Genomic DNA, 22770 nt, shown 5'->3' with positions numbered 1-22770 from the left:
TTTTAAACTACTGGCAAATCCATAGGCAGACGGCTCCGAAACTTTTGCTTCGTGCATGATGATGGTGCAGATGTGCCATTGTGCCTTTCATGGTGACAAAGATAAACGATTCATTCTGTAATGCACAGTTTATACCTTAAAAAATCAGGTCAGGTTATACCTTACAGTAACGTTCCGCTCAAAATACTGGCTGCAATGGTAAAGTACATGATCAGGCCGGTGACATCAACCAGCGTGGCCACAAACGGAGCCGATGACGTGGCGGGGTCCATCCCTAACCGGCGGAGCAGAAATGGGATCATGGAGCCGGTTAAGGTACCCCAGAGCACGATGCCGATCAGAGACAATCCGACGGTAGCCCCGATCAGGCTGGCATACTCCCCATAGTCGTAGAAACCAGCCTGCTGCCAAACCATGATTCTCAGAAAGCCAAACCCACCCAGGATAATACCCAGCAGCAAACCGGACAGTACCTCCTTGCGCATGACATACCACCAGTCCCGTAGCCCCAACTCACTGATGGCCATAGCCCGGACAATAAGTGTCGCCGCCTGAGAACCCGAGTTGCCGCCACTGGAAATGATGAGCGGTATAAACAAAGCCAGCACCACAGCCTGCGCCAATTCCTCCTCAAAATAGCCCATGGCAGAGGCCGTAAGCATTTCGCCCATAAAAAGAATAATAAGCACACTGGCTCTTTTGCGCACCAGTGTGAGCAGCGGCGTATCGGTATAAGATAGTTCCAAGGCCTCCAGACCACCAAACTTCTGTATATCCTCGGTGTCCCGTTTCTCAATCTCATCAATGATGTCGTCAAAGGTCACGATCCCCACCAGCACACCGCTTTCTGAAACAACGGGCATGACCGCCCGGTCGTATTTGTCAAACAGCTCGATGGCCTCGTCCCGACTCATGGTGGTGGTCAGGCTCACAAACTGGTAGTCCATCAAAGATTCTACCTTGTCCTCCTCCTCTGCCATCAGCAGCCTCCCTATCCGGATGTCGTCTACGAGGTGGTTGTTCTTATCAACAACATACAAATGGTTGAGCGTTTCAGCTTTCTTTCCATATTTTTTGATGTGGTCGAGCGCCTGCCGAACGGTCCAGCCTTTTTTAGCCTGTATATAATAAGGAGTCATCAGGCGAGCGATGCTTTTTTCCGGATAGCCCAGCAGATTCAGGGCAATGCTTTTCTCTTCCGGGGAGAGCAGGTTGATGGATTCCTTGATAAGCAGGTCGGGAAAATTCTCGAAAATCTCCGTGCGGTCATCCGGCGCCATGTTCTCGAGCATTTCGGCGGTATCAACAGAGCCCAGCTTCTTTAGCAGATCTTCCTGTTTGGTGTAGTTGAAATAGGTAAACACTTCGGCCTTGAGTTCTCCTGGCAAAAGCAGAAAAGCCAGTATGCGCTCCTTTTCGTTCAGTCCGCTGATCACATCGGCAATATCTCCGGGGTGACTGTTACTCAGGTCCTTCAGGTTCAGTTCTTCTATGGTAGCCGCCATCATGTCAGGTTAGTTTGAAAGTAGTTACGTAAGTCAGCCAGATAATTTGTGTGGTTTATAGGTAACATAAGTAAGATTGGTCACCTCTCTTACGGGAAAGCCAATTATGTAAATAACCGCATATCGAAAAAGCCTGCCTCTGGTCAAGAGACAGGCTTTTAGGTATACTGACCTTAAGGAATATCAGAGACTTATACATTAAAACCGCTCTCTTAATTCAAAGGCTTGGCGCATGCGTTTGATCAGGCGCTCCGACTCTTTGAAATTCACGGTCTGCTGTCCGTCTGAGAATGCTTCTTCCGGCTTCTGGTGTGTTTCATAGATCACGCCATCGGCTCCGGCCATCACCGCAGCCAGCGACATAGGCTCTACATGGTCACGCAGGCCAATACCATGCGACGGGTCCACGATAACCGGCAGGTGGGTTTTGGCCTTGAGTACGGGTATGGCATTTAGGTCCAGCACATTGCGATAGGCAGTTTCGTATGAACGGATACCGCGTTCACAAAGCATGATCTTTTCGTTTCCGTTGGAGAAGATATACTCCGCCGCCTGCAACAGCTCCTCAATCGTGCCGGATATACCTCGTTTCAGCAGCACAGGTTTCTGCGCCTCGCCCAATGCATCGAGCAGGTTGAAATTCTGGCTGTTACGGGCACCTACCTGGAAAACATCCACAAAATCCAACATGTCCTCGATCTGCGATACCTGCATGACCTCTGTGATGATTTTGATACCATTCTCCCGGCAGATCTGGTGGAACATGCGCAAGCCCTCCAAACCCAGTCCACGGAATGCATAAGGTGAGCTACGCGGTTTGAACACCCCGCCCCGCATGATTTTCACGTTGTTCTCTTTAAGATGCTGCACAACGAGCTCTATCTGCTTTTCGTTTTCGATAGAGCACGGACCAGCCATGATACTGAAAGTGCCCTCGCCGATCTGTACGCCATCACCCAAATCGATCAGGGTTGGGTTTACCTTCCACTTGCGCGAAATCAGCTTATATTCATCTGATACGCGGTGGATGTCGGCCACTCCCGGCAATTGGCCCAGCGTCCGGATATCAAAATCCTTCTTGCCGATGCCTACGATGTAGTGCCCCTCCTGCGTCTGTACCTCGTTCGCTTTAAAACCCACACTTTTAACCTGCTGCAGAATATTCTCTTTCACAGTGGCAGGTATACCTTGTTGCAATTGTATGATCATGCGTTTTGTTTCTTTCTGATGCTTTGAATAAAAGTGCTGATGTTTTCAGCTAAATCGCCCGCTTTACCAAGTGCTTTGATAAAGGCGCTGCCGATAATGGCGCCGCTTGCGTGGCTACAGGCCTGCGTGAAAGTCTCGCAGTCGTGAATTCCAAAGCCGATAATGCCCGGATTCTTCAAGGCCATACCTGCCACACGTTGGAAATACGCTGTATTGGCAACTCCCTTGTTGCCGGTACTGCCTGTCACCGAAGCCGATGACACCATATAGATGAAGCCGTTGGAATGCTCGTCTATTTCACGGATGCGCTGCTCCGGTGTCTGAGGAGTTACCAGGAATATATTGCTCAAACCATTGACCTCGAACAGCGGTTTGTATTCCCGCACATAATCCGAGAGCGGCAGATCCGGGAGGATGATCCCATCTATCCCTATCTCACTGGCCTTCTTCAGGAAACGCTCCACCCCATATTGCATGACAGGGTTGAGATAGCCCATGAGCACCAGCGGGATCTGCGTATGCTGCCGGATGTCTTTCAATTGCTCAAACAATTTAGGAATCGTCATGCCATTGCGTATAGCCACCTCACTGCTCTGCTGTATGGTGGGGCCGTCTGCCAGCGGATCGGAGAAAGGCATGCCCACCTCGATCAGGTCCACGCCGTTTTTCTCCAACTCCAGTATGATGGGCACCGTATCTTCCAGGCTAGGGTAGCCGGCTGTGAAGTACACCGAGAGTAGTCCTGTCTGCTGCTGCCCGAACAGGTTTTGAATTCTATTTGCCATCGAGTTGGAATCTGTCTAAGTAGGTTGTCAAATCTTTATCGCCACGACCAGAAAGGTTTACCACCACTACATCATCCGGCTTCGCTCCTATGTTGCCGAGTGCGGCCAAGGCGTGGGCCGTTTCCAGGGCAGGTATAATGCCTTCCAGGCGGGTGAGTTCCAGTACGGCCTGCAGGGCTTCTTCGTCGGTGATGCTTTCGAAAATGGCCCGGCCGGATTGGTGCAGGTGCGCGTGCAAAGGCCCAACACCCGGGTAGTCGAGTCCGGCGGAAATAGAGTAAGGCTCCGTCACCTGTCCATCTTCTGTCTGCATGAGCAAGGTACGGCTACCGTGGATGATCCCCTCGCGGCCAAGCACCGAGGTGGCGGCAGACTCACCGGAGTCTATACCTAAGCCCGCGGCTTCTACGGCAACGAGTTTCACCTCCGGGGTATTCAGAAAATGATAGAAGGCACCGGCGGCGTTGCTGCCACCGCCTACGCAGGCCACCACATAGTCCGGGTTCTCGCGGCCGGTTTTCTCCAGCAGCTGTGCCTTTATCTCTTCCGATATAACCGCCTGGAAACGCGTTACCATGTCTGGGTATGGATGTGGCCCCACCACCGAGCCAATGATGTAATAGGTGTCTTCCGGGTTGTTGATCCAGTCGCGGATGGCCTCATTGGTGGCGTCTTTGAGGGTGCGGCTACCACTGATGGCCGGCACTACGGTAGCACCTAACATTTTCATTCTGGCAACATTAGGTGCCTGTCGTTCAATGTCTACTTCGCCCATGTACACAATACACTCCAGGTTCATAAGTGCACAAACTGTAGCTGTGGCCACGCCATGCTGACCCGCTCCCGTCTCTGCAATAATGCGCGTCTTGCCCAGGCGCTTTGCCAGCAGCACCTGCCCCACCGTGTTGTTTATCTTATGAGCGCCGGTATGGTTCAGGTCCTCCCGCTTCAGGTAGATATTGGTGTTATACTTTTCGGAAAGGCGTTTTGCAAAGTAGAGTGGCGTTGGCCGCCCCACATAGTCCCGTAGCAAGGCCTGCAATTCTTCCTGAAAATCTGGCTCTGCCATGATTTTCAGGTAATTCTGGCGAAGTTCCTCCACGTTTGGGTATAGCATTTCGGGGACATAGGCCCCACCGAATCTGCCATAAAACCCGTTATCGTCAACGTTGTAATTCATTTTTGTTCCTTTATGTCATTTCGAATACAATGAGTGTCTGATACTATCAAATCCAGATCTCTCCAAACCTCGAGATGACAGTTTATTCAATTCTTTTCTTTCATCAATTTGATCAGTTCTTTGACCTTCTCCACATCCTTTAATCCCGGCTCTAGTTCAAAACCGCTGTTTACATCTATAGCGTGGGGTTTGGGACGAAGCTTCTCAAACTCTTTGCTTTGCAGGTTCTCCAGGCTCAGGCCGCCGCTCAGGAAATAAGGTACATCTGATAAGTAGCCTTTCAGTATTTCCCAATCGAAGGCAGTGCCATTGCCGCCATAGTTGTTGCCGCGCGTGTCGAACAGAAAAAAGTCGCAATACCTTTCGTAAAGCAGTGTGTTTTCAAAGGCAAAATGATCGTCCACTGAAAAGGCTTTGATAATGGTCATACCCGCTTCTTTCAGATCACGACACTGGCCAGGCGTTTCGCGGCCGTGAAGCTGAATCAGGTCAAGCTTATATGCCTGAACAGTTTCTAGGATAACCTCAGTGCTTTCATTTACAAACACTCCAACCTTTTGTATACCTGCAGGTATTTCAGCAAGCATTTCCGGGCGAATGTGCCCCTCGCAATAGCGCTTAGAGCCCTCATAAAAGATAAAACCCATGTAATCTGGCTGCAGCGCCGCCAACTGCAGGATATTCGCTGGCTCCCGCATACCACAAACTTTCAGTTTCATATATTGTTGTGCTTCGAAATAATGAATAACCACGCTGGAAGAAAGGAACCCGAGCTTAATATGAAACCGTTTGGCTTTTCTGCTCCTGTAATTGACGCAGCTCGCGAATAAACTCCGTGGCAGCACGCTCCGGTCGGCCATCCTCCATAAAACTCTCACCAATCAAAAAGCCGTTATACCCGGCTTCCTGCAACTCCAACAGTGTTTGCGGATGGCGCAGTCCACTTTCCGATACCTTGGTTATCCCTTCGGGTATATGCCTGGCCAAGTCGAAGGACAGGGCCACATCCGTTTGGAAAGTCTGCAGGTTGCGGTTGTTGACGCCCACGACGGTCACGTCTTCGCAGAGCGTCTGCTGCAGTTCTTCCAGGTTGTGCACTTCGAGGAGCACTTCCAGCCCGAACGAACGAGCGAATGCAGCCAGCTGCTTCAGCCTACCCGGTTCGAGGGCGGCGGCAATCAGCAGAATAGCGTCAGCACCGATGGACTTGGCCTCCACGATCTGGTATTCGTCTACCATAAAGTCTTTGCGCAGAATCGGGCAGTAGTTGTACTTGCGGGCTGTCATCAGGTCTTCGTTCTTCCCCCCGAAAAAGTGCCCGTCCGTGAGGATTGAGAGTGCCGAAGCGCCCGCCTGCATGTAACCAATCGAGGTGCGCTCTACCGACACATACGGGTTAATATCGCCCTTGGAAGGAGATTTCCGTTTGATCTCCGCAATGATGCCGCTCTTGTCCGGCCGCAGCAGGTAGCGCTCCAGCGACAGGCAAGGCGTATCAAAGTACAGGCTTTTTTCAAGCAGCTTAACCGGATAAAGGGCTTTGCGCTCTGCTACTTCTTTGTATTTATGGGCAATGATTTCGTCGAGTATCGTCATGGTCTTTATATTTTGCGTTAAGTAGGCTTTATATTGTTTAAGCTTTTACCAGCTTTTCATCTTGTATCAACTTGTTAAATAAGGTATAAGCTCTCCCGGATTGAAGCGTTTCTTTCGCCATTTGCACCGCCTCAGGTATAGCCACCTCAGGACGGGCGCAGTTAATGGCCATGCCTGCGTTGGCAGACACTACCTCGGTCTGCGCCTGCGTGCCTTTGCCCTGGAGTACCCGCACAAAAATCTCGGCGGAATCGGCTATACCTTCGCCACCCTTAATTTGTTCATGCCGCAATTGGGAAAGGCCCAGATCGGCAGCATCCAAGAGTTGCTCGCTGCTATCGGCAATCACTTTGAAGGGACTGGTAAGCGAGATTTCATCGTAACCGTCCAGGGTATGGAGTATGCTATACCTGACATCGGGTTGTTGCTGGTAGAGGTAGCCATACATACGGGCCAGTTCCAGGCTGAACACTCCAACCAGCTGCTTTTTCGGGAAAGCGGGATTCACCATCGGACCGAGCATGTTAAAAAACGTTTTCACGCCCAGGTCTTTGCGGATAGGCGCCACACTTTTCATGGCCGGGTGAAACAGCGGGGCGTGCAGAAAGCAAATGTTATACTGTTCCATGCTCCGTTCCAGCTTGCTGCTGTCTGTGGTAAACCGGATCCCCAGCGCCTCCAGCACATTGGAAGAGCCACAGGAAGAAGACACACCATAGTTGCCGTGTTTAGCGACAGGTATACCGTTGGCCGCTACGACAAAGGAAGATAGGGTCGAGATGTTAAAGGTATCCTTGCCGTCGCCTCCCGTGCCGCAAAGGTCAATCGGGTCGAAGGCTTGCAGGTCAACCCGCTGGCATTGGTCGAGCAGGGCATTCCGGAAGCCTTCCAGCTCCTCAACCGTGATGCTGCGCATCATGTATACCGTCAGGAAACTGGAAATCTGGCTCAGGTTATACCTGCCCGCCGTAATGTTGACCAGCACTTCCCGCGCCTGTTCACGGCTTAATGTTTTATGTTCAAATAAGTGATTCAGTATTTCTTTCATGGTTCAGATCTTAAATTCAGATAATAGCAGGTATACCTGGGAATTTTAAACAGTCGGAGAGTCTAAAATCTATTGTCTCTTCTCCAGCATCTAATTTTTCAGCCAGTTTTCCAGCATTTCCCTGCCATACTCGGTGAGCACAGACTCCGGGTGAAACTGCACCCCGCGCACATCAAACTCCCGATGCCGCAATGCCATGATGTTGCCCTTGTCGTCTACTGCGGTCGGCACCAGGCAATCGGGTAAATGTTGCTCCACCAACCAGGAGTGGTAGCGGCCTGTGCTGAACTGTTGCGGCAGGTTATGGAAGAGCGGCTCTTCTGAGCAGGTTACGCGAACAGGGGTGGCCACGCCGTGCCATACCTCCTTGCTGTTGAGTAGTTTGCCCCCGTATACCTCTCCTATTGCCTGATGACCGAGGCACACCCCAAAGAGACTTTTCTCAGCACCAAATTCCTGGATAATGGTTTTCAGCAAACCGGCTTCATCCGGTATACCTGGTCCGGGCGAAAGCAGGATCTTCCTGAACCGCGACACCTCTTCCAGGCTTGTTTTGTCGTTGCGCCGAATCGTTACCTCTGCCTGCAGCTCCTGCAGCAGGTGCACCAAATTGTAGGTGAACGAATCGTAATTGTCTATTACCAGTACTTCCATGTTAGTTGATCTCCTGTGCTAAAGTGAGGGCTTTTCGTAGCGCCATAAGTTTGTTGTCGACTTCCTGCAGCTCACTCTCCGGGTCAGAGGCCGCTACTATACCTGCCCCAGCCTGGTAGTACAGTTTGTAGTCCTTGCTCAGAAAGGAGCGGATCATGATGGCGCTGTTGAAGTTCCCGTTGAAGTCCATAAAACCAATGCAGCCACCGTAAAAGGCGCGGTTCGTTGTTTCGTAACGGTCAATCAGCTGCATGGCTTTGTATTTGGGAGCACCCGACAAAGTGCCTGCCGGAAAAGTGCTGGCCACCATCTGTAGCGAATCCTCCTGTCGGTGCAAAGTGCCTGATACTTTGGATACCAGGTGGATGACGTGCGAGTAAAACTGTATCTCCCGGAAAGTCTCCACCTTCACACTGTGGCCGTTCCGACTCAGGTCATTTCGGGCCAGGTCTACCAGCATGACGTGCTCAGCGTTCTCTTTCGGGTCGGCCAGGAGCTTCTCGGCCAAGGCCGCATCGGCAGCGTCGTCGCCGGTTCTACGGAAAGTGCCCGCAATCGGAAAAATGCTTGCCTTCTTGTCCTTTATGACCAGCTGTGCCTCCGGTGAAGAGCCAAAAATCTTAAAGCTGCCATAATCGAAATAGAACAGGTAGGGCGATGGGTTTACGGAACGCAGGGCACGGTACACATTAAACTCATCCCCCTGAAAAGCCTGATCAAAACGTCGGGAGAGCACAAGCTGGAACACATCGCCCCTGAAACAGTGCTCCTTCGCCCGCTTAATATTCTGCAGAAAACCCTCGCGATTGATGTTGTAGGACTCTTCTCCTGTCGTCCTGAAGGTATAGCTCGGAATGTTGCGGCTGTTGAGCAGAGCCTCCAACTGCGCTATACCATTGTCTGCCTCTGCTTGATAGGTATGTGAAAAAATATAGGCTTCGTTGGTGAAATGGTTGATCGCGATGACATAGCGGTACACGGCATAGTACAGATCCGGGATTCGCAGCCTGTCGGGGCGCAAGGTCAACTCCATGTCCTCGTAATATCGCACAGCATCGTAGTTCATGTAACCAAACAAACCATTGCTGATAAAGTTGAACCTGTTTTCCTCTGTTTCGAAGCGACCTGCAAAACCGGAAAGCAAAGCAGGCACATCAGACTCCTTGGTGATGGGTGTGTTCACGGTGCTTCCATCCGGCAACACTTCTGTCAGTTTCTCGTCCTCCAGCTTGATACTGGCCATCGGGCTGCAGCAGATGTACGAAAAGCTGTTCTCGGCCCCATGGTAGTCAGAGCTCTCCAACAGGATGCTGTTCGGGTACCGGTCACGCAGTTTCAGGTATACACTCACCGGAGTGAGCGTGTCAGCCAAAAGGGCCTTAAAGGTGGTGTTGATTTTATACTTGTTCATCGCTTCGTGCTGGATTAAAAACAAAAAAGCCTGCCATTCAAGTGAACAGCAGGCTTTTATACCTTTGGTTGTGTGCTATATCTTAGTTTTTCTTCAAATATATAGCAAGGCTGTTCACGGTACTTTGCGTAACGTGCCACCACCATGCTGTATGAAGATTCTGAATCATATAATCAATTTTGTCGCCGGCCAAGTGTTGAAGCAGCCTTGCACCACAAATGTAAACGCTATTTTGACAATTACAAAAGAATCACTCAATTATTAGAATGTTAAGTGGAGCCACCACTGTGGTTAAAAATGGAGTCTTCACTTTCGGAACGGACATTTATTTTATTATTTGGGAATAAAGGACGCAATATTTCCATTTTTGGGAATAGGTGTTACAACCTTAAAATAGGCCTTTTACAAGAAACATCCTCAAACTCACGTTTCTGCAAACAAATCCGATCAGCCTTTACATTAGGTTTAATATTTGCTCAAGTAAATCGGAATGGCATTCGAGAATTCTCCTCCGCCTTGATTAAGTTTTAATTCTTGTGGTTCGTTCTCGCCAAGCTAAAAAATATGTACGTTACTACTTCAGATATTTGCGATAGTGTGGAAACTATGAAATTAGTCAGGAATGAAATTTTACACCGCGAAAGCAACATTTTGATTGAATTCAATCATGCGGATGGTTGGATTTATGTAAACTGGCGAGGCTATCAGAGTTATGATAGTGTTGTGGCAGGCTGTGAAAAAATTCTGGACTTGTTGTTAGATACCGGATGCACCAAGGTGCTGAACGATAACACCAATGTGGAGGGCATTTGGTCAGGCGCATCCCGGTGGGTGGGTTCAGATTGGATGCCACGCATGCAGGCCGCCGGGCTGGAGTGTTTCGCCTGGGTATATTCCCAGAGCGCATTCAGCAGGCTTTCGGCAGAAAAAGCATTAAACAATACGGAAGATCTTAGTTTTATTAAAACTTTTGAAGACATAGAGGCAGCGAGTGACTGGTTGCGCGCCTGCTGAAACGACCAACCGCTTCATCAACCAGATAAAAAGGCTGGCTGTTATCTTACAGCCAGCCCTTTTTATGCCTCTTGCAATCCAATCTGTTAGAGCGTTCCCTTTGTGCTAGGTATAGAATTGTCCGCTGGGTTGCGCTTGACGGCCATCTGAATCGCTTTGGCGAATGCCTTGAAAATTGCCTCGATCTTGTGGTGCTCGTTCTGACCCTCCGCTTTTATATTCAGGTTGCTTTTAGAAGTGTCGCTGAAGGACTTGAAAAAATGGAAGAACATTTCGGTGGGCATGTCCCCTACTTTTTCACGCTTGAACTCCGCGTCCCATACCGCCCAAGGCCTGCCACTGAAATCGATGGCCACTTGTGCCAGCACATCGTCCATAGGCAGTAGGAAACCGTAGCGCATAATACCTTTCTTATCGCCCAAAGCAGCCAGGAAGGCCTCTCCCAACGCTAATCCGGTGTCTTCTATGGTGTGGTGCTCGTCTATGTGCAGGTCGCCTTTCACTTGGATGTTCAGATCCAGTTTCCCGTGCTTGGCCAGTTGCTCCAGCATGTGATCGAAAAAGCCCAGGCCGGTGTGGATGTTCATCTGGCCAGTGCCGTCGAGGTTCAGGTCGATGGCAATCTCTGTCTCAGAAGTCTGGCGGCGAATGCTGGCGCGTCGTGGGGGTAACTTCAGGAAGGTATAGATCTCGTCCCAGTCGCTGGTGCTCAGGGCGGCATCTGCCACTACGTCGTCTCCTATGAAAATGGACTTTGCGCCCAGGTTCTTAGCCAGTTGTACATCCGTCTGTCTATCACCGATTACATAGGAGTTGGCCAGGTCGTACTCGCCCGTCAGGTATTTCTTCATCATGCCTATACCTGGTTTACGGGTTTCCAGACCTTCGTGCTCAAAGCTCCGGTCGATCAGGATGTCGGCAAACTCGATGCCTTCCCCTTTCAAGATCTCCAGCATTTTGTTCTGATAAGGCCAGAAGGTATGCTCTGGATAAGAGTCTGTTCCCAGCCCGTCCTGGTTGGTCACGAGCACCAACTCATAATTGTGCTCCTTGTAAATCTTGTACAGGTTGCGGATCACCTTCGGCACGAACTCAAATTTCTCAAAAGAGTCAACCTGATAATCTGACTTAGGCTCCACCAGAATGGTGCCGTCGCGGTCTATAAATAATGCTTTTTTCATGAAAGAAAGATATTAGATACTAGATTTTAGACGATAGATTCAATTTTTATAGCGTCTATGAACTGATTTCAAGCATCTATTGTCAAAAATCTAAATTTTAAAATCACTTATTGCCTGAAACAGCTGCTGGTTCTCCTCCACCGTTCCGATGGAAATTCGCAGGCAGCCTTCGCAACCCGGCAGGCTGGAGCGGTTACGCACCACAATGCCCTTATCGAGCAGATAAGCATACAGGCCGTTGGCGTCCTTTACTTTCACCAACAGGAAGTTCGCGTCCGATGGATATACCTTCTCTACTACCTTCAATGTTGGCAGCGCCTGTATCAGCATTTCACGCTCCTGCACAATCTCTTCGATCATGTAAGTCAACTCTTCTGTGTGCTGCAAAGCCTGGAGCGCAAGTTGCTGGGTAGCCTCGTTGATGTTGTAGGGCGGTTTTATCTTGTCGAGTAACGCAACAATCTCTTCTGAGGCAAAAGCCATTCCCAGCCGCAAGCCGGCCATGCCCCAGGCTTTGGAAAAAGTCTGCAGCACCACCAGGTTCGGATACTCCTCCAATCGAGTGGTCCAGCTTGGGCTGTCCGCAAAATCAATATAAGCCTCATCGAGCACCACCAACCCATCAAAATTGTCCAGGATGGTTTCTATACTTTCCGGGTCGATGGTGTTGCCGGTTGGGTTATTAGGTGAGCAGATGAAAAGGAGTTTGGTCGTGTCTTTCACTTGTTTGAGCACTTCCAGCACGGGTATCTGAAAATCAGCTGTCAACTGCACGGCTTCTAGTTCGACTTCGTTCAAGTTGGCCGACACTTCATACATGCCATACGTTGGCGGCAGGTGCAGCATGCTGTCCTGCCCCGGCCGGCAAACCATCCGAAACAACAGGTCTATGGCCTCGTCGCTGCCATTGCCCAGGAAAATCTGTGTTGGCTTCACTCCTTTTATACCTGCGATCAACTCCTTCAGCTTTTTCTGATGCGGATCCGGGTAACGGTTGTAATTTTCGCCGGCAAGGCTGCCTAGGTTATTCTCATTGGCATCTATAAAGACACTTGCCACACCTTTGAACTCGTCCCGCGCCGATGAATAGGGTTTCATCCTGAGCACATTCGGACGCACTATACTTTCCAGGTTAAACATTTCGGACCTCCTTTAATCTGATACTCACTGCATTTTTGTGGGCTTCCAAGCCTTCGGCCTCCGCCATCACTTCTATCGTGTTGCCGATGTTCTGTAAACCTTCGGGGGTGATGTGCTGGAAAGTGATCTTCTTGACAAAACTGTCCAGCGACACACCACTATATGCGCGGGCATAGCCATTGGTAGGCAAGGTATGGTTGGTGCCGGAGGCATAGTCCCCGGCCGACTCCGGGCTATAGTTGCCCAGGAAAACTGACCCGGCATTGGTGATCTTATCCAGCAGCTCCTCAAACCCATTAACGGCCAAAATAAGGTGCTCGGGGGCATACAGGTTAGAAAACCGGAGCATCTCCTCGACGTCCTGCAACAGTATACCTAAACTATTGTTTAACGCCCTGGCGGCAAACTCCTTACGCGGCAATGCCTCCAGTTGTTCTTGCAGCTCGTCTTCCACCTGGCGCAGCAAGTCAGCCGAGTTGGTCAGCAGCACTACCTGTGAGTCAGCGCCGTGTTCTGCCTGAGAAAGCAGGTCGGCAGCCACGAAAGCCGGGTTGGCCGACTCATCCGCTATTACCAGTACTTCGGAGGGACCAGCTGGCAGGTCGATCGCCACGCCTGTTTTGCTGAGCATCTGCTTCGCTACAGTAACATACTGGTTGCCCGGGCCAAAGATCTTGTTTACAGCCGGCACACTCTCCGTACCGAAAGCCATTGCCGCGATGGCCTGTGCCCCGCCCGCTTTCACGAGCTTCTCTATACCTAACAGCGAGGCTGTGTAGCGTATAGCCGGGTGGATGGAGCCATCCTTGGCAGGCGGTGTGCACAGGATAATTTCCGGGCAGCCAGCCAATCGTGCCGGAATGCCCAGCATAAGCAAGGTAGAAAACAACGGAGCTGTACCACCCGGTATGTAGAGCCCTACTTTATCGATAGCCACACTTTTGCGCCAGCAGGTTACGCCGGGCATCGTCTCCACCCGACTACTCTGCTCTGCCTGTTGTGCATGAAATTTCTCTATATTATTGAAGGCTTGCTGAATAGCACTTTTCAGCTCATCCGATAGTTCAGCCGCTGCACTGGCCATTTCTTCTGCAGAGGACAGCAAACCAGTCAGTCGCACGCCATCGTATTTCTCAGTCAGGTCAAGGAGGGCCTTGTCCCCACTCTCCTGCACGAGCCCAAATGTCTGCGCTATACCCGCTTCCAGGTCTCCGAAATTCTGTGTCGGTCTTTTGGTCAGTTCCGGCCATTCTGCTTTAGCCGGATTTGTTATCCTGCGCATCATACAATCATCTTTTCTATAGGCACCACCAATATACCCTGCGCTCCGGCCTCCTTCAGCTTCTCGATAATTTCCCAGAAATCATCCTCGTTCACAACGGAGTGCAACGAACTCCAGCCTTCTTCTGCCAGCGGCAAAATGGTAGGCGATTTTATACCTGGTAACAAGTCCGTGATGATATCCACTTTATCGGTTGGGGCATTCAGCAAAATATACTTCGCTTTTTGGGCCCTCTGCACCGCGTGGATCCGGAACAACAACTTATCCAGTATAGCCTGTTTCTCCGCGTTCAGCCCGCCATTGGCAATCAGAACCGCCTGTGATTGAAACACACGCTCCACCTCTTTGAGCCCATTGCTGATGAGTGTGCTGCCTGAACTCACAATATCGCAGATGGCATCGGCCAAACCTATGCTGGGAGCAATCTCTACCGAACCGCTGATCGTGTGAATGTGCGCCTGCACGCCCCTTTCGTTCAGGTAAGCCTGCAACAGGTTAGGGTAGGAAGTCGCGATATTTTTACCCTGCAGGTCCGTTATATCCTGATACTCATCGGACTTCGGAACTGCCAGTGACAAGCGGCACTTTGAAAAACCCAGCTGCTCGACGGCAAGCGCCTGCATACCTTCCTCTACCAGCACATTTTCCCCGACGATACCGATATCGGCCACCCCGTCGGCCACATAACCTGGTATATCATCGTCGCGCAGGTACAGGATTTCGAGCGGAAAATTGGTGGATTCGGTTTTAAGTTTAAGAGAGCTGGTAATGAAGGAGATACCGCACTCCCGGATAAGCTTTAGCGAGTCTTCACTCAGCCTGCCGGATTTCTGAATTGCTAAACGTAGCATAGATGTTTTTTATGGATTAAATAGGTATAAAAACGAATGACCTTGCTGCAAGCAAAGTATACGAAGGGTATGAAAACCCTATGGGGGGCTATATAGTGCTGTTCTTCCTCTTACGAGGAATGATGGAAATGATGGTGCGCAGCAGAACCACAGGCAACAGGCGCTGCCGTGAAAGTGGAAAGGATGATATGTAGCGTGGTTTTGCTCATACTGCTGCTGCAAAGGTACCAGGGTTTTTGGTTTATACAAAAATCACCAGCGAATGTTTTGCTACCTGAGCATAATTTGTAACCCTAAAAAGAGAAAGGCACTCGTCAGTTAGAGCGAGTGCCTTCCAATTTCAGGGTATAAATCCCTTTACCTCATAATTTACTTTTTCAGCAACATTTTGATGGTCTGCATTTTAGTGCCTGCCGCCAGTTTGGCAAAGTACACCCCTTCAGCCAGGTTACGGCCATCCAGTTCGAACTCGTATACCTTGCCGGCTTCTGCTGTACCAGCCGACATTTTTTTCACAAGAGCGCCTCTGATGTCGTACACTTCCAGCACATAGCGCTGTTCGGTATCGAATGCAAAACGGATGGTGGTTCTGTCAGCAAAGGCGTTCGGATAGTTATCGAAGCGGGCCGAAGAGAGTTCTTCGAGTCCACCGGCGATCTCCAGCTTTTTGCCTCCCGGCGTAGATGCCACCACCTTGTTCTCATGAATCACAATAGAACCGCCGCCCAGAATAGTCTGGTCACCTAGGTCAGCGTTTTCGAGTGTGCCTCTGGCATTATCGTATACCACATTGCCACCATTCCAGATCTTGATTCTGAACTTGTCGTATCCACCACCGCCATTTACATGACCGTCTGTCACAATTACCATGAAATCATAGGTTCCGGCCTGACCTGCAATGGTACCCGTGCCTTTGTAAGTTGCCTTAGGACCTGATATCACCAGCGAGCCTGCATTGTGGGCGGAGCTTTTGAAGCTTACATTACCCGCCTGGAACTGGAACTCAGTGTTACCCTCTACTTCGTTTTTGCCTTTTCTGTATTTAGCCACAAATCCGAAATTGGCTTTGCCGGTAACATCCGACCCTTCCAATGCGCCTGCAGGTGAATTGATCCAGCCACCGCCAGTTATAAAACCACCTTCTGGGTCGTAGATTGGCAGGTAAACCACCGGTGAAACAGAACATCCGGCTCCTGCCTCAGCGGTCACGGCATAAACATTAACCGCCAACCTACCCAGTGCAAACCTGGCAATACCGTTAGCGTCACTCTCGGCAGTGCCTTTTACCACACCGTCGAATAGAAGCTTTACAGTAACTCCTGGGACATTTACATTGCCATCTTTAACAGAAACTGTAATAACGACATCTTCATTGATACTTCTTGGGTTGCTGGCATTGCTGGCGTCCAGCGTTAAGCCATTGATCGTTAAAGTGCCGTTTATGTAGGTCACACTATAGTTGCTCAGCTTAGCAGATTCCGTGCATACCGGTCTGACCACTGTGCCGGCTATGATGTAGGTTGTCACGAGTTGTTCGCCATTCACAGTACCGCTAACCTGACAGTTATACCCAGCTACTGGATCTACCTGACCACAGTACTTGCTCATGCTCGGCGCCGTAATCGTAAGTGGCGCTGGGGTGATGTTCGCTGTTGTATTGGCGGTAAGGGATGTCAGGCTATAGTTAGGATTCGTGATGGAGACATTGGCACTCACTACCTTTCCTGAACCCACATTTTTGGTGTCGAAGTTGGCGTTGCTCACGATTATAACCACCACATCGTTGGCAACCAAATCAGTAGCCGGAATACTACCTGTGGCAGAGGCCGCCGTGGTACCGTCGTATACCTTGTTCGTTGCCGCTATACCTGCAGTGACTGGCTTAGGAGTAATAGAGGCAGTTGCATTTGCCACCTCACCCAGCGAGTAGTTGCCCTTGTCGGCACCCGCCAGCGTCACCGTGGCCGTAACAGTTCTTGGTCCGGCGCCCACCTGGTCGAAAGCTGCGTTTGTAACAGCTGCGGTTACGTTGTCACCCTCGATCACACCAGTTAACGTGGCTGTTGTGCCAGGCGCTGCCGTAGCGCCATCGTATACCTTACCGCTATTAGCCAGTGTAGCGCTAACTGCTTTTGGAGCGATAATCAGGGTACCGGTAGCATTGTCAGCAGCATAGTTGCTGTTGTTGATACTGGCCACTACCCCATACGAACCGGCTGACTTTGGCAAAGCGGTGCTGCCCGCGTAGGTTACGTTCACAGCAAGGTTTTCCGGGTTTGTAGTAACTGTCGCACCCTGAGCAGAACCATTGTATACCTTAGACAAGCCAGTCAGCACAATCGTGGCAGGTGCTTGCAGGATGGTAAGCGTACCCTCCGTTTTATTTACCTCGTAGTTGCTTAATTTCCCGTCAGGGTCCAGCAACGAAACGTTGATGGCATACTCTCCTACATTGGATGCAGCCGTTGCTGTGGTTGAGTAAGAAGCTGAAATATTATCCTCATTCTTCACGCCTGTTAACTCACCGTCCAGTACCGGATTCGCAATTCCGTATACCCTGGATTTGTTGTTGGCCATAGCCGTTAAAGCAGCTTTTGTAACCGTCAGCGTTCCATTGGTAGCTAAAACCTCATAGTTGCTAAGCGCTTCGCCTTCCAGTGTCGGCACGATCGGATAAGTCCCTATTGCGCTGCCCTTTGTGGCGGACGTAGTATAAGAAGCCGTGATAGCATCCCTGTTCACGATTCCGGTTACCGTACCATTGAATGCAGGATCATCATCGCCGTATGCTCTGTTCGCATTGTTTGCAGTAACAGCAAGGCTCGCTTTCGTTATGTCAAACGCAGCTGTGTTATAGGTGATCGCATAGTTGGACAGCTCTCCCTGTGGTTGCAGCGCAGCACTGATGGCATAGGAACCTACTGACTCTCCCGCTGCTCGTGTGAAGCTTGCTGTAATTCCATCGGTTGGTACAAATCCACTCATTGAGCCCGTTAAAGCAGGATCTTGGGTACCATATACCTTCGTGTTGGCTACAGGCGTTACGGAGGCTGGCTTCGCTGAGATATCAGCCAGGGTAGTACCCACGCCCGATAAGCTATAGTTGTTTTTGTCAGCGCCATCCAATACAGCACCTACTAATGTTACTGTTTTGCCTGTCGTTGCATTTTTATTGGCAAATGTGGCCGTTCCACCTATGAGTTCCACATCATCCTGCTCAATTACTCCTTCCAGGGATCTACCAGTAACAATGGCCGCATTGGTACCATCGTATACCTTGTTTGCGGCTGTGAAGGCTCCCGTAATTTCTTTGGCCGTGATATTCGCTGTTGTGCTTGCGGTGGAGGAAGTTAGGCTGTAGTTAGGATTCGTGATGGAGACATTGGCGGTTACTGCTTTGCCAGTACCTACGTTTTTGGTGTCAAAGCTAGCGTTGCTCACCGTTACAGCCACCTCATCGCCGGTAACCAGATCAGCAGCCGGAACACTGCCCGTGGCAGATGCTGCCGGAGTGCCATCGTATACCTTGTTAATAGCAGCAATAGAAGCCGTCAACGATTTTGGCGAAATATTGAATTTAACGCCATCCACAAAGTTGAGTGCGTAGTTACTGCTCAATGACAAGGTACCCAGGGTAATGTTGTATTCTCTAACAGTGCTGCCGGATTCTCTGGAAAGTGCGCCTGAGAAGGTGTCATTTCCAACCAGGTCTGAATGGGTATAAGTCAAAACTGGATCAGCACTGCCGTATACCTTGCCTTGTCCAGCATTTGGCGTAACTGCAATGGCTTTCGGTGTTATGGCCAAACCAGCATTTCCTGCCATTGTCAGACTATAATTACTACCCAGGCTTAAGTTACCCAGCGTGATGGCATAGTTGCCCACGTTTTCGCCTGCATCACGACCCAATGCACCCGAGAAGGCATCACCTCCGATGACAGAACCCGCTGTAATTGCATAGGTGAGCGCAGGATCTCCCTGACCATACGTCTTACTCTTGGCGTCAGCCATGATCTCGACGCTGCGCTGGCCAATCACGAAATCAGCACCCGTATAAGTAAGCGCATAGTTGGATGTGGCAGTCAGTGTGCCTTTTGTAAGGCCATAGCTTCCTACATTTTCTCCTGCTACTCTGGTTAAGGCTCCTGTTAAGTGAGCATTATCCAACAGGCTACCCGAAGCGATCTGGTAGGTATAAACGGCAGGGTCACTTTCCCCATATACCTTGGATTGCCCTGCATTGGCCATTACCGTTATGGGTCTGGCAGTGATTGTCAGTGTTCCATTTTGAGGGGTAACAGTATAGTTGTTGAGCGTGGCTCCTGTTACAGTTGGCACAATACTATAGTCGCCTACAGCAGAACTGGCATTTGCGTCAGAAGAGGCAGAAACGCTGAAAGATTCACCTGATACGGCTCCGCTCACCACCGCGGCAGTAAATGCAGGGTTTTCGTTACCATAGATTTTACTGGCGTTGTTGGCTTGGATTACCAGGGCAGCTTTCGCGACAGTTAAAGTCCCGCTCCGCTGCTCAGCAGTATAGTTTTCGTTGTCCAATGAGGCTACATACAGGTAGTTCCCGGCATTTAGCACGTTGGCAGCAGGCACATTTACGCCGCCCATTGTATATGCTACCGTAACGCCGCTCAGGTTGGCTGGGTTTGTGGTTACATGGATCGCTTTGGCCGTACCGTCATAGGTATGAGAAAGCCCACTGGCAGTGAGTGTTGCAGTAGCTTTATGGATCAGGAGCACGCCGGTTGTTTCGGCGGGTAAGTAATTGTTATTTCCTGTAAATGAAGCGGTAACGGCATAAGTACCTGCATTGGTAGGCGCCTCTACCGGATTGCCGTCTTTCGAATAGGTTACATTGGCATTCCCAATTGTAACTCCTCCTATACCTGTCACGGTTGCGCTGCTGACAAGTCTGGGAGAACCGTTAAAGGTATAAGGCCCACCCACATTCAATGATACCGTTGGTGTCGCCTTCGATACATTAATGCTAACAGAAGCCTGGGCCATATTATAGTTATTGGTTTCGGCAGCTGTTACAGTTAGTGTCTGGTTCTCGCCTGCGTTCAGTACAGTACCTGCCTCGGGTGAATAGCTTAAGCTGCCGCCACCGGTTGTCAAGATTGCGTTAAGCTGTGTCGCCGAAAGCGCCGTGCCGTAGGTGATGGCAGAAGGATTGCTCCAGGTAATCGCCTGATTGGCTTTGCTAATAACTAAAGTTCCTGTGATGTCGGTGGCCTGATAATTTGCATTGGTTAAACTGGCCTTAACATCGTATCGACCGGCATGGACTGGAGCAGACGTGGAATAAGTACTTTCGCCAGCATTTTCAACTTTATAACTTATAGCAACCCCATTTAAACCTGATGGAGAAGTGGTCACTGTAGCAGATTTCGCTGTAGCATCAAAAGTGTGCGTTAAATTATTCAGTACTAGGGTAGCTGGTTCCTTACTGACAATAAAGCTTCTAGCTACTTCTGGTGCTGCATTGTAACTGTTGTTTCCAGCCTGATTAGCCTTAACCGTAACGGTACCTGCGCCAGTTATGGTAAGGAGATTGTTCGCTCCCAAAGAGGCTGGACCTTCAACCGAAAATACTACCGGAAGACCAGAAGAGGCAGTTGCTGTAAGAGTAAATGGCTGGTCCCCGAATACTTTGTTTTCTAGACTAGAGAAAGTAATTGCTTGAGAGGCTTTGCTTATGTTCACACTAGGCTGGCCATTAGATGGAGCAACAGTTGTATTGTTACAGTTAATCGTAGTACCAGCGGTACCGTTCCAGAAAGCAGAAGTCCCCGCTAAAGCTAAGTTTGCTTTTGCTACAATAGAAAACTTTATACTACTCCCATTATTCGTCAGTCTGTCATTATTGCCATCAGCATTGATCTGAATTGTTTTTTCCCCTGTAGTTGTATTGGTCGTAACTGCAGATGTCCAATTAATGTTATTATCTGTGACAGAGTTATTAATATAATCAAAACCTGTTGGTATTAACACCTTAATACATGCCAATTTATCACCCTGTGAAGTTCCTGTTAATGTCGCAGTAAAATTAAGAGTTGTCTCTTCACCTACCGTAACATTGGTTGGTGACATGGTTAGTGTCCAAGTAATAGCATCTGTAAAAAATGTTTTGGCAATGGCCTGACTCTGCTTACCTTCAACGGTCACTTCAAAATGAACACCTAAATGGCGGTCTTCTATGGGGTATTTAATTGTCCACTTTCCATCTGCATCAACTTTAATGTTATGAAAATCATGCTGATGCTCTAAATGGTAAGCAGGTGTTTCCTCAAAGTGTATGTCTACATACTGATCTTGTGTCCAGCCATAGCCACTGATAATCGCTGTATCACCAGGCTGATAATCATCCTTATCGGAAATAACGGTAGGTGCGTAGGTGTTAAAAGCGCTAACACCCACAAAGGAGAGCGAAGCTATTAAGGTAACCACATACAGCAGTCTCCACTTCGCAATGTGTTCTAGTAAAATTTTACCATTCATAAAAAGTTAATAAAGGGTTTAGGGTTATTGCATTAATTTTATTTTAAGTAGACAATCCTATCATTTATGCCCATCACCTGTCATACAATTGCTCAATTATCAATTTAAATAACACAATAAAATGAGCACACCACCTCCAAATCAACTTTGCGATTAAACCTGAGACAGAATGCTCTTACAGCAGACAACAATAAGATAAGTGTAAATAATTAATACATTTATACAAATGTACTGTAAAAAAGGTTTACACTCATCAAATATTTTTTTTGATTTTTTTATAATAATGATCTTGTTGATGTGATTCATTGAAGTTGTGTTATAATACAGTGCCTCCGTAAAATATGAATACCGGTAAGTCCTCAGATATGCTTAGTACTTGATTCTTCTAATTTTAATGCAGTTATCATTATCTTTGGACCTAATCAAAGGCCTTATGGCTAGCTCTGGCATAATTTTTTCAGTAGCTATCTCGAAATAATAAAAGTGCCACACTCGTATAATCAAACATGAAAAAGTATCTGCTCTGTCTATCATTCATAATATTCTACTTCAGTTACTGCCATGATGCCTCCGCACAGCTTAAATTGCCGCAGGCCAGCCCGGCGGCTATGGTCAAGCAGACAATCGGGCTGACTGATATAACCATCCGATACCACGCGCCGGGCGTGAAAGGTCGTAAAGTGTTTGGCTCACTTGTTCCCTACGGACAGTTGTGGCGTGCCGGTGCGAATGAGGCCACCCTGATCACCTTTCAGGATGACCTATACCTGAACCACGAGCGTGTGCCAGCCGGTACCTATTCTTTTTTTATTATTCCAGAAAGTGACTCAGAATGGCACATCGTTCTCAACAAAGACACGACACTTTGGGGTTTGGAGGGGTATAGCGAACTAAATGATGTGGCATATTTGCGTGTAACGCCTACGACAGTGCCTTTACAGGAAACACTTCAGTTTGCATTCAGCGACATTGGCACAAACACCGGTACGCTTAACCTTACCTGGGAAAACACGCAATTATCTGTCAGGATCGAGACTGAGATCGAGAAAAAGGCGCTGGCCAATATAAACAAAGCCTTGACCGAAGCCGCACCCGATGATTGGTACATCTGGGCGCAAGCTGCCAACTATATGATCCCGAAAAAAGAGCATCACCAAAAAGCGTTAGAGTGGATCAACAAGTCCATCGCCATCAAGGAAAACTTCTTTAACAATTGGGTGAAGGCCCGCCTGTATGCGCAGAATCGGGAATACCAGGTGGCAGCTAACCTCACCTCCAAGGCCATGCAACTGGGCAACAAAGAGCCAGAGGCTTACCAGACCTATGCCAAGGAAATAGAGAGTGCCTACAACGATTGGAAAAAGAGAAGAAATTAGTTTTTCAGGATTAAACAGCAGC

At 49.2% G+C, this 22770-nt stretch carries 16 protein-coding genes; 2 read left to right on the top strand and 14 right to left on the bottom strand.

Translation table 11 applies throughout. The features are described from left to right. Positions 1–161 precede the first annotated feature (161 nt). The 9 genes from mgtE to H9Q13_RS02645 form a co-directional block, all read right to left on the bottom strand. On the bottom strand, positions 162–1508 hold the full coding sequence (mgtE, locus tag H9Q13_RS02685) for a magnesium transporter (RefSeq protein WP_224744026.1): 1347 nt from the start codon (positions 1506–1508) through the stop codon (positions 162–164). Between the two features lie 195 nt (positions 1509–1703). Continuing rightward, positions 1704–2714, bottom strand: a complete 1011-nt coding sequence (locus H9Q13_RS02680; RefSeq protein ID WP_191182197.1) for a bifunctional 3-deoxy-7-phosphoheptulonate synthase/chorismate mutase — start codon at positions 2712–2714, stop codon at positions 1704–1706. After that, complete coding sequence (gene trpA, locus H9Q13_RS02675) at positions 2711–3499, bottom strand: tryptophan synthase subunit alpha (RefSeq protein ID WP_191182196.1); 789 nt, start codon at positions 3497–3499, stop codon at positions 2711–2713. The genes H9Q13_RS02680 and trpA overlap by 4 nt, the downstream gene beginning before the upstream one ends. Then, positions 3489–4679 carry a tryptophan synthase subunit beta gene (trpB, locus tag H9Q13_RS02670; RefSeq protein ID WP_191182195.1) on the bottom strand — a complete coding sequence of 397 codons (1191 nt, stop codon included), beginning with the start codon at positions 4677–4679 and terminating at the stop codon, positions 3489–3491. The genes trpA and trpB overlap by 11 nt, the downstream gene beginning before the upstream one ends. Positions 4680–4765: 86 nt before the next feature. Beyond that, positions 4766–5398, bottom strand: coding sequence for a phosphoribosylanthranilate isomerase (locus tag H9Q13_RS02665; protein ID WP_224744025.1), 633 nt, complete (start codon positions 5396–5398; stop codon positions 4766–4768). 55 nt (positions 5399–5453) lie between these two features. Next, complete coding sequence (trpC, locus tag H9Q13_RS02660; protein WP_191182194.1) at positions 5454–6275, bottom strand: indole-3-glycerol phosphate synthase TrpC; 822 nt, start codon at positions 6273–6275, stop codon at positions 5454–5456. A gap of 37 nt (positions 6276–6312) precedes the next feature. Beyond that, positions 6313–7323 (bottom strand): anthranilate phosphoribosyltransferase, encoded by a 1011-nt coding sequence (gene trpD, locus H9Q13_RS02655; protein ID WP_191182193.1) that lies wholly within the window; start codon positions 7321–7323, stop codon positions 6313–6315. Positions 7324–7413: 90 nt separating this feature from the next. Beyond that, positions 7414–7977: an anthranilate synthase component II gene (locus tag H9Q13_RS02650; protein WP_191182192.1), complete on the bottom strand. Its 564-nt coding sequence runs from the start codon at positions 7975–7977 to the stop codon at positions 7414–7416. 1 nt (position 7978) lies between these two features. Then, positions 7979–9388: an anthranilate synthase component I family protein gene (locus H9Q13_RS02645; protein WP_191182191.1), complete on the bottom strand. Its 1410-nt coding sequence runs from the start codon at positions 9386–9388 to the stop codon at positions 7979–7981. Positions 9389–9952: 564 nt separating this feature from the next. On the opposite strand from H9Q13_RS02645, the gene H9Q13_RS02640 reads away from it, so the two are divergent. Beyond that, positions 9953–10402 carry a hypothetical protein gene (locus H9Q13_RS02640; RefSeq protein ID WP_224744024.1) on the top strand — a complete coding sequence of 150 codons (450 nt, stop codon included), beginning with the start codon at positions 9953–9955 and terminating at the stop codon, positions 10400–10402. An 86-nt stretch (positions 10403–10488) separates the two neighbouring features. Here H9Q13_RS02640 and hisB read toward each other — a convergent pair whose 3' ends face one another. From hisB to H9Q13_RS02615, 5 genes are all read right to left on the bottom strand, one after another. Then, positions 10489–11583, bottom strand: coding sequence for a bifunctional histidinol-phosphatase/imidazoleglycerol-phosphate dehydratase HisB (hisB, locus tag H9Q13_RS02635; RefSeq protein WP_191182190.1), 1095 nt, complete (start codon positions 11581–11583; stop codon positions 10489–10491). A gap of 90 nt (positions 11584–11673) precedes the next feature. Beyond that, positions 11674–12723, bottom strand: coding sequence for a histidinol-phosphate transaminase (gene hisC / locus H9Q13_RS02630; protein ID WP_191182189.1), 1050 nt, complete (start codon positions 12721–12723; stop codon positions 11674–11676). Then, on the bottom strand, positions 12716–14005 hold the full coding sequence (gene hisD / locus H9Q13_RS02625) for a histidinol dehydrogenase (RefSeq protein WP_191182653.1): 1290 nt from the start codon (positions 14003–14005) through the stop codon (positions 12716–12718). The genes hisC and hisD overlap by 8 nt, the downstream gene beginning before the upstream one ends. Further along, positions 14005–14856: an ATP phosphoribosyltransferase gene (gene hisG, locus H9Q13_RS02620; protein WP_191182188.1), complete on the bottom strand. Its 852-nt coding sequence runs from the start codon at positions 14854–14856 to the stop codon at positions 14005–14007. The genes hisD and hisG overlap by 1 nt, the downstream gene beginning before the upstream one ends. Positions 14857–15225: 369 nt before the next feature. Next, the gene (locus H9Q13_RS02615; RefSeq protein WP_224744077.1) at positions 15226–20964 is read right to left on the bottom strand and encodes an MBG domain-containing protein; all 5739 of its coding nucleotides are present in this window, start codon (positions 20962–20964) and stop codon (positions 15226–15228) included. A 914-nt stretch (positions 20965–21878) separates the two neighbouring features. Here H9Q13_RS02615 and H9Q13_RS02610 point away from each other — a divergent pair. Beyond that, positions 21879–22748 carry a DUF2911 domain-containing protein gene (locus H9Q13_RS02610; RefSeq protein ID WP_191182186.1) on the top strand — a complete coding sequence of 290 codons (870 nt, stop codon included), beginning with the start codon at positions 21879–21881 and terminating at the stop codon, positions 22746–22748. Positions 22749–22770 lie beyond the last annotated feature (22 nt).

Origin of the sequence: Pontibacter aquaedesilientis, from assembly GCF_014773225.1 — a bacterium.
Taxonomy (GTDB): Bacteria; Bacteroidota; Bacteroidia; order Cytophagales; family Hymenobacteraceae; genus Pontibacter; species Pontibacter aquaedesilientis.
This window is presented reverse-complemented; position numbering and strand designations above follow the sequence as displayed.

Bases quoted from the DNA above. Each gene is read 5' to 3' on its own strand.
- trpA (WP_191182196.1), bottom strand. From the start codon at position 3,499: ATGGCAAATAGAATTCAAAACCTGTTCGGGCAGCAGCAGACAGGACTA.
- H9Q13_RS02665 (WP_224744025.1), bottom strand. From the start codon at position 5,398: ATGAAACTGAAAGTTTGTGGTATGCGGGAGCCAGCGAATATCCTGCAG.
- H9Q13_RS02680 (WP_191182197.1), bottom strand. From the start codon at position 2,714: ATGATCATACAATTGCAACAAGGTATACCTGCCACTGTGAAAGAGAAT.
- mgtE (WP_224744026.1), bottom strand. From the start codon at position 1,508: ATGATGGCGGCTACCATAGAAGAACTGAACCTGAAGGACCTGAGTAAC.
- H9Q13_RS02650 (WP_191182192.1), bottom strand. From the start codon at position 7,977: ATGGAAGTACTGGTAATAGACAATTACGATTCGTTCACCTACAATTTG.
- trpC (WP_191182194.1), bottom strand. From the start codon at position 6,275: ATGACGATACTCGACGAAATCATTGCCCATAAATACAAAGAAGTAGCA.
- H9Q13_RS02610 (WP_191182186.1), top strand. From the start codon at position 21,879: ATGAAAAAGTATCTGCTCTGTCTATCATTCATAATATTCTACTTCAGT.
- hisG (WP_191182188.1), bottom strand. From the start codon at position 14,856: ATGCTACGTTTAGCAATTCAGAAATCCGGCAGGCTGAGTGAAGACTCG.
- H9Q13_RS02640 (WP_224744024.1), top strand. From the start codon at position 9,953: ATGTACGTTACTACTTCAGATATTTGCGATAGTGTGGAAACTATGAAA.
- hisC (WP_191182189.1), bottom strand. From the start codon at position 12,723: ATGTTTAACCTGGAAAGTATAGTGCGTCCGAATGTGCTCAGGATGAAA.
- H9Q13_RS02615 (WP_224744077.1), bottom strand. From the start codon at position 20,964: ATGTCACCAACCAATGTTACGGTAGGTGAAGAGACAACTCTTAATTTT.
- hisD (WP_191182653.1), bottom strand. From the start codon at position 14,005: ATGCGCAGGATAACAAATCCGGCTAAAGCAGAATGGCCGGAACTGACC.
- hisB (WP_191182190.1), bottom strand. From the start codon at position 11,583: ATGAAAAAAGCATTATTTATAGACCGCGACGGCACCATTCTGGTGGAG.
- H9Q13_RS02645 (WP_191182191.1), bottom strand. From the start codon at position 9,388: ATGAACAAGTATAAAATCAACACCACCTTTAAGGCCCTTTTGGCTGAC.
- trpB (WP_191182195.1), bottom strand. From the start codon at position 4,679: ATGAATTACAACGTTGACGATAACGGGTTTTATGGCAGATTCGGTGGG.
- trpD (WP_191182193.1), bottom strand. From the start codon at position 7,323: ATGAAAGAAATACTGAATCACTTATTTGAACATAAAACATTAAGCCGT.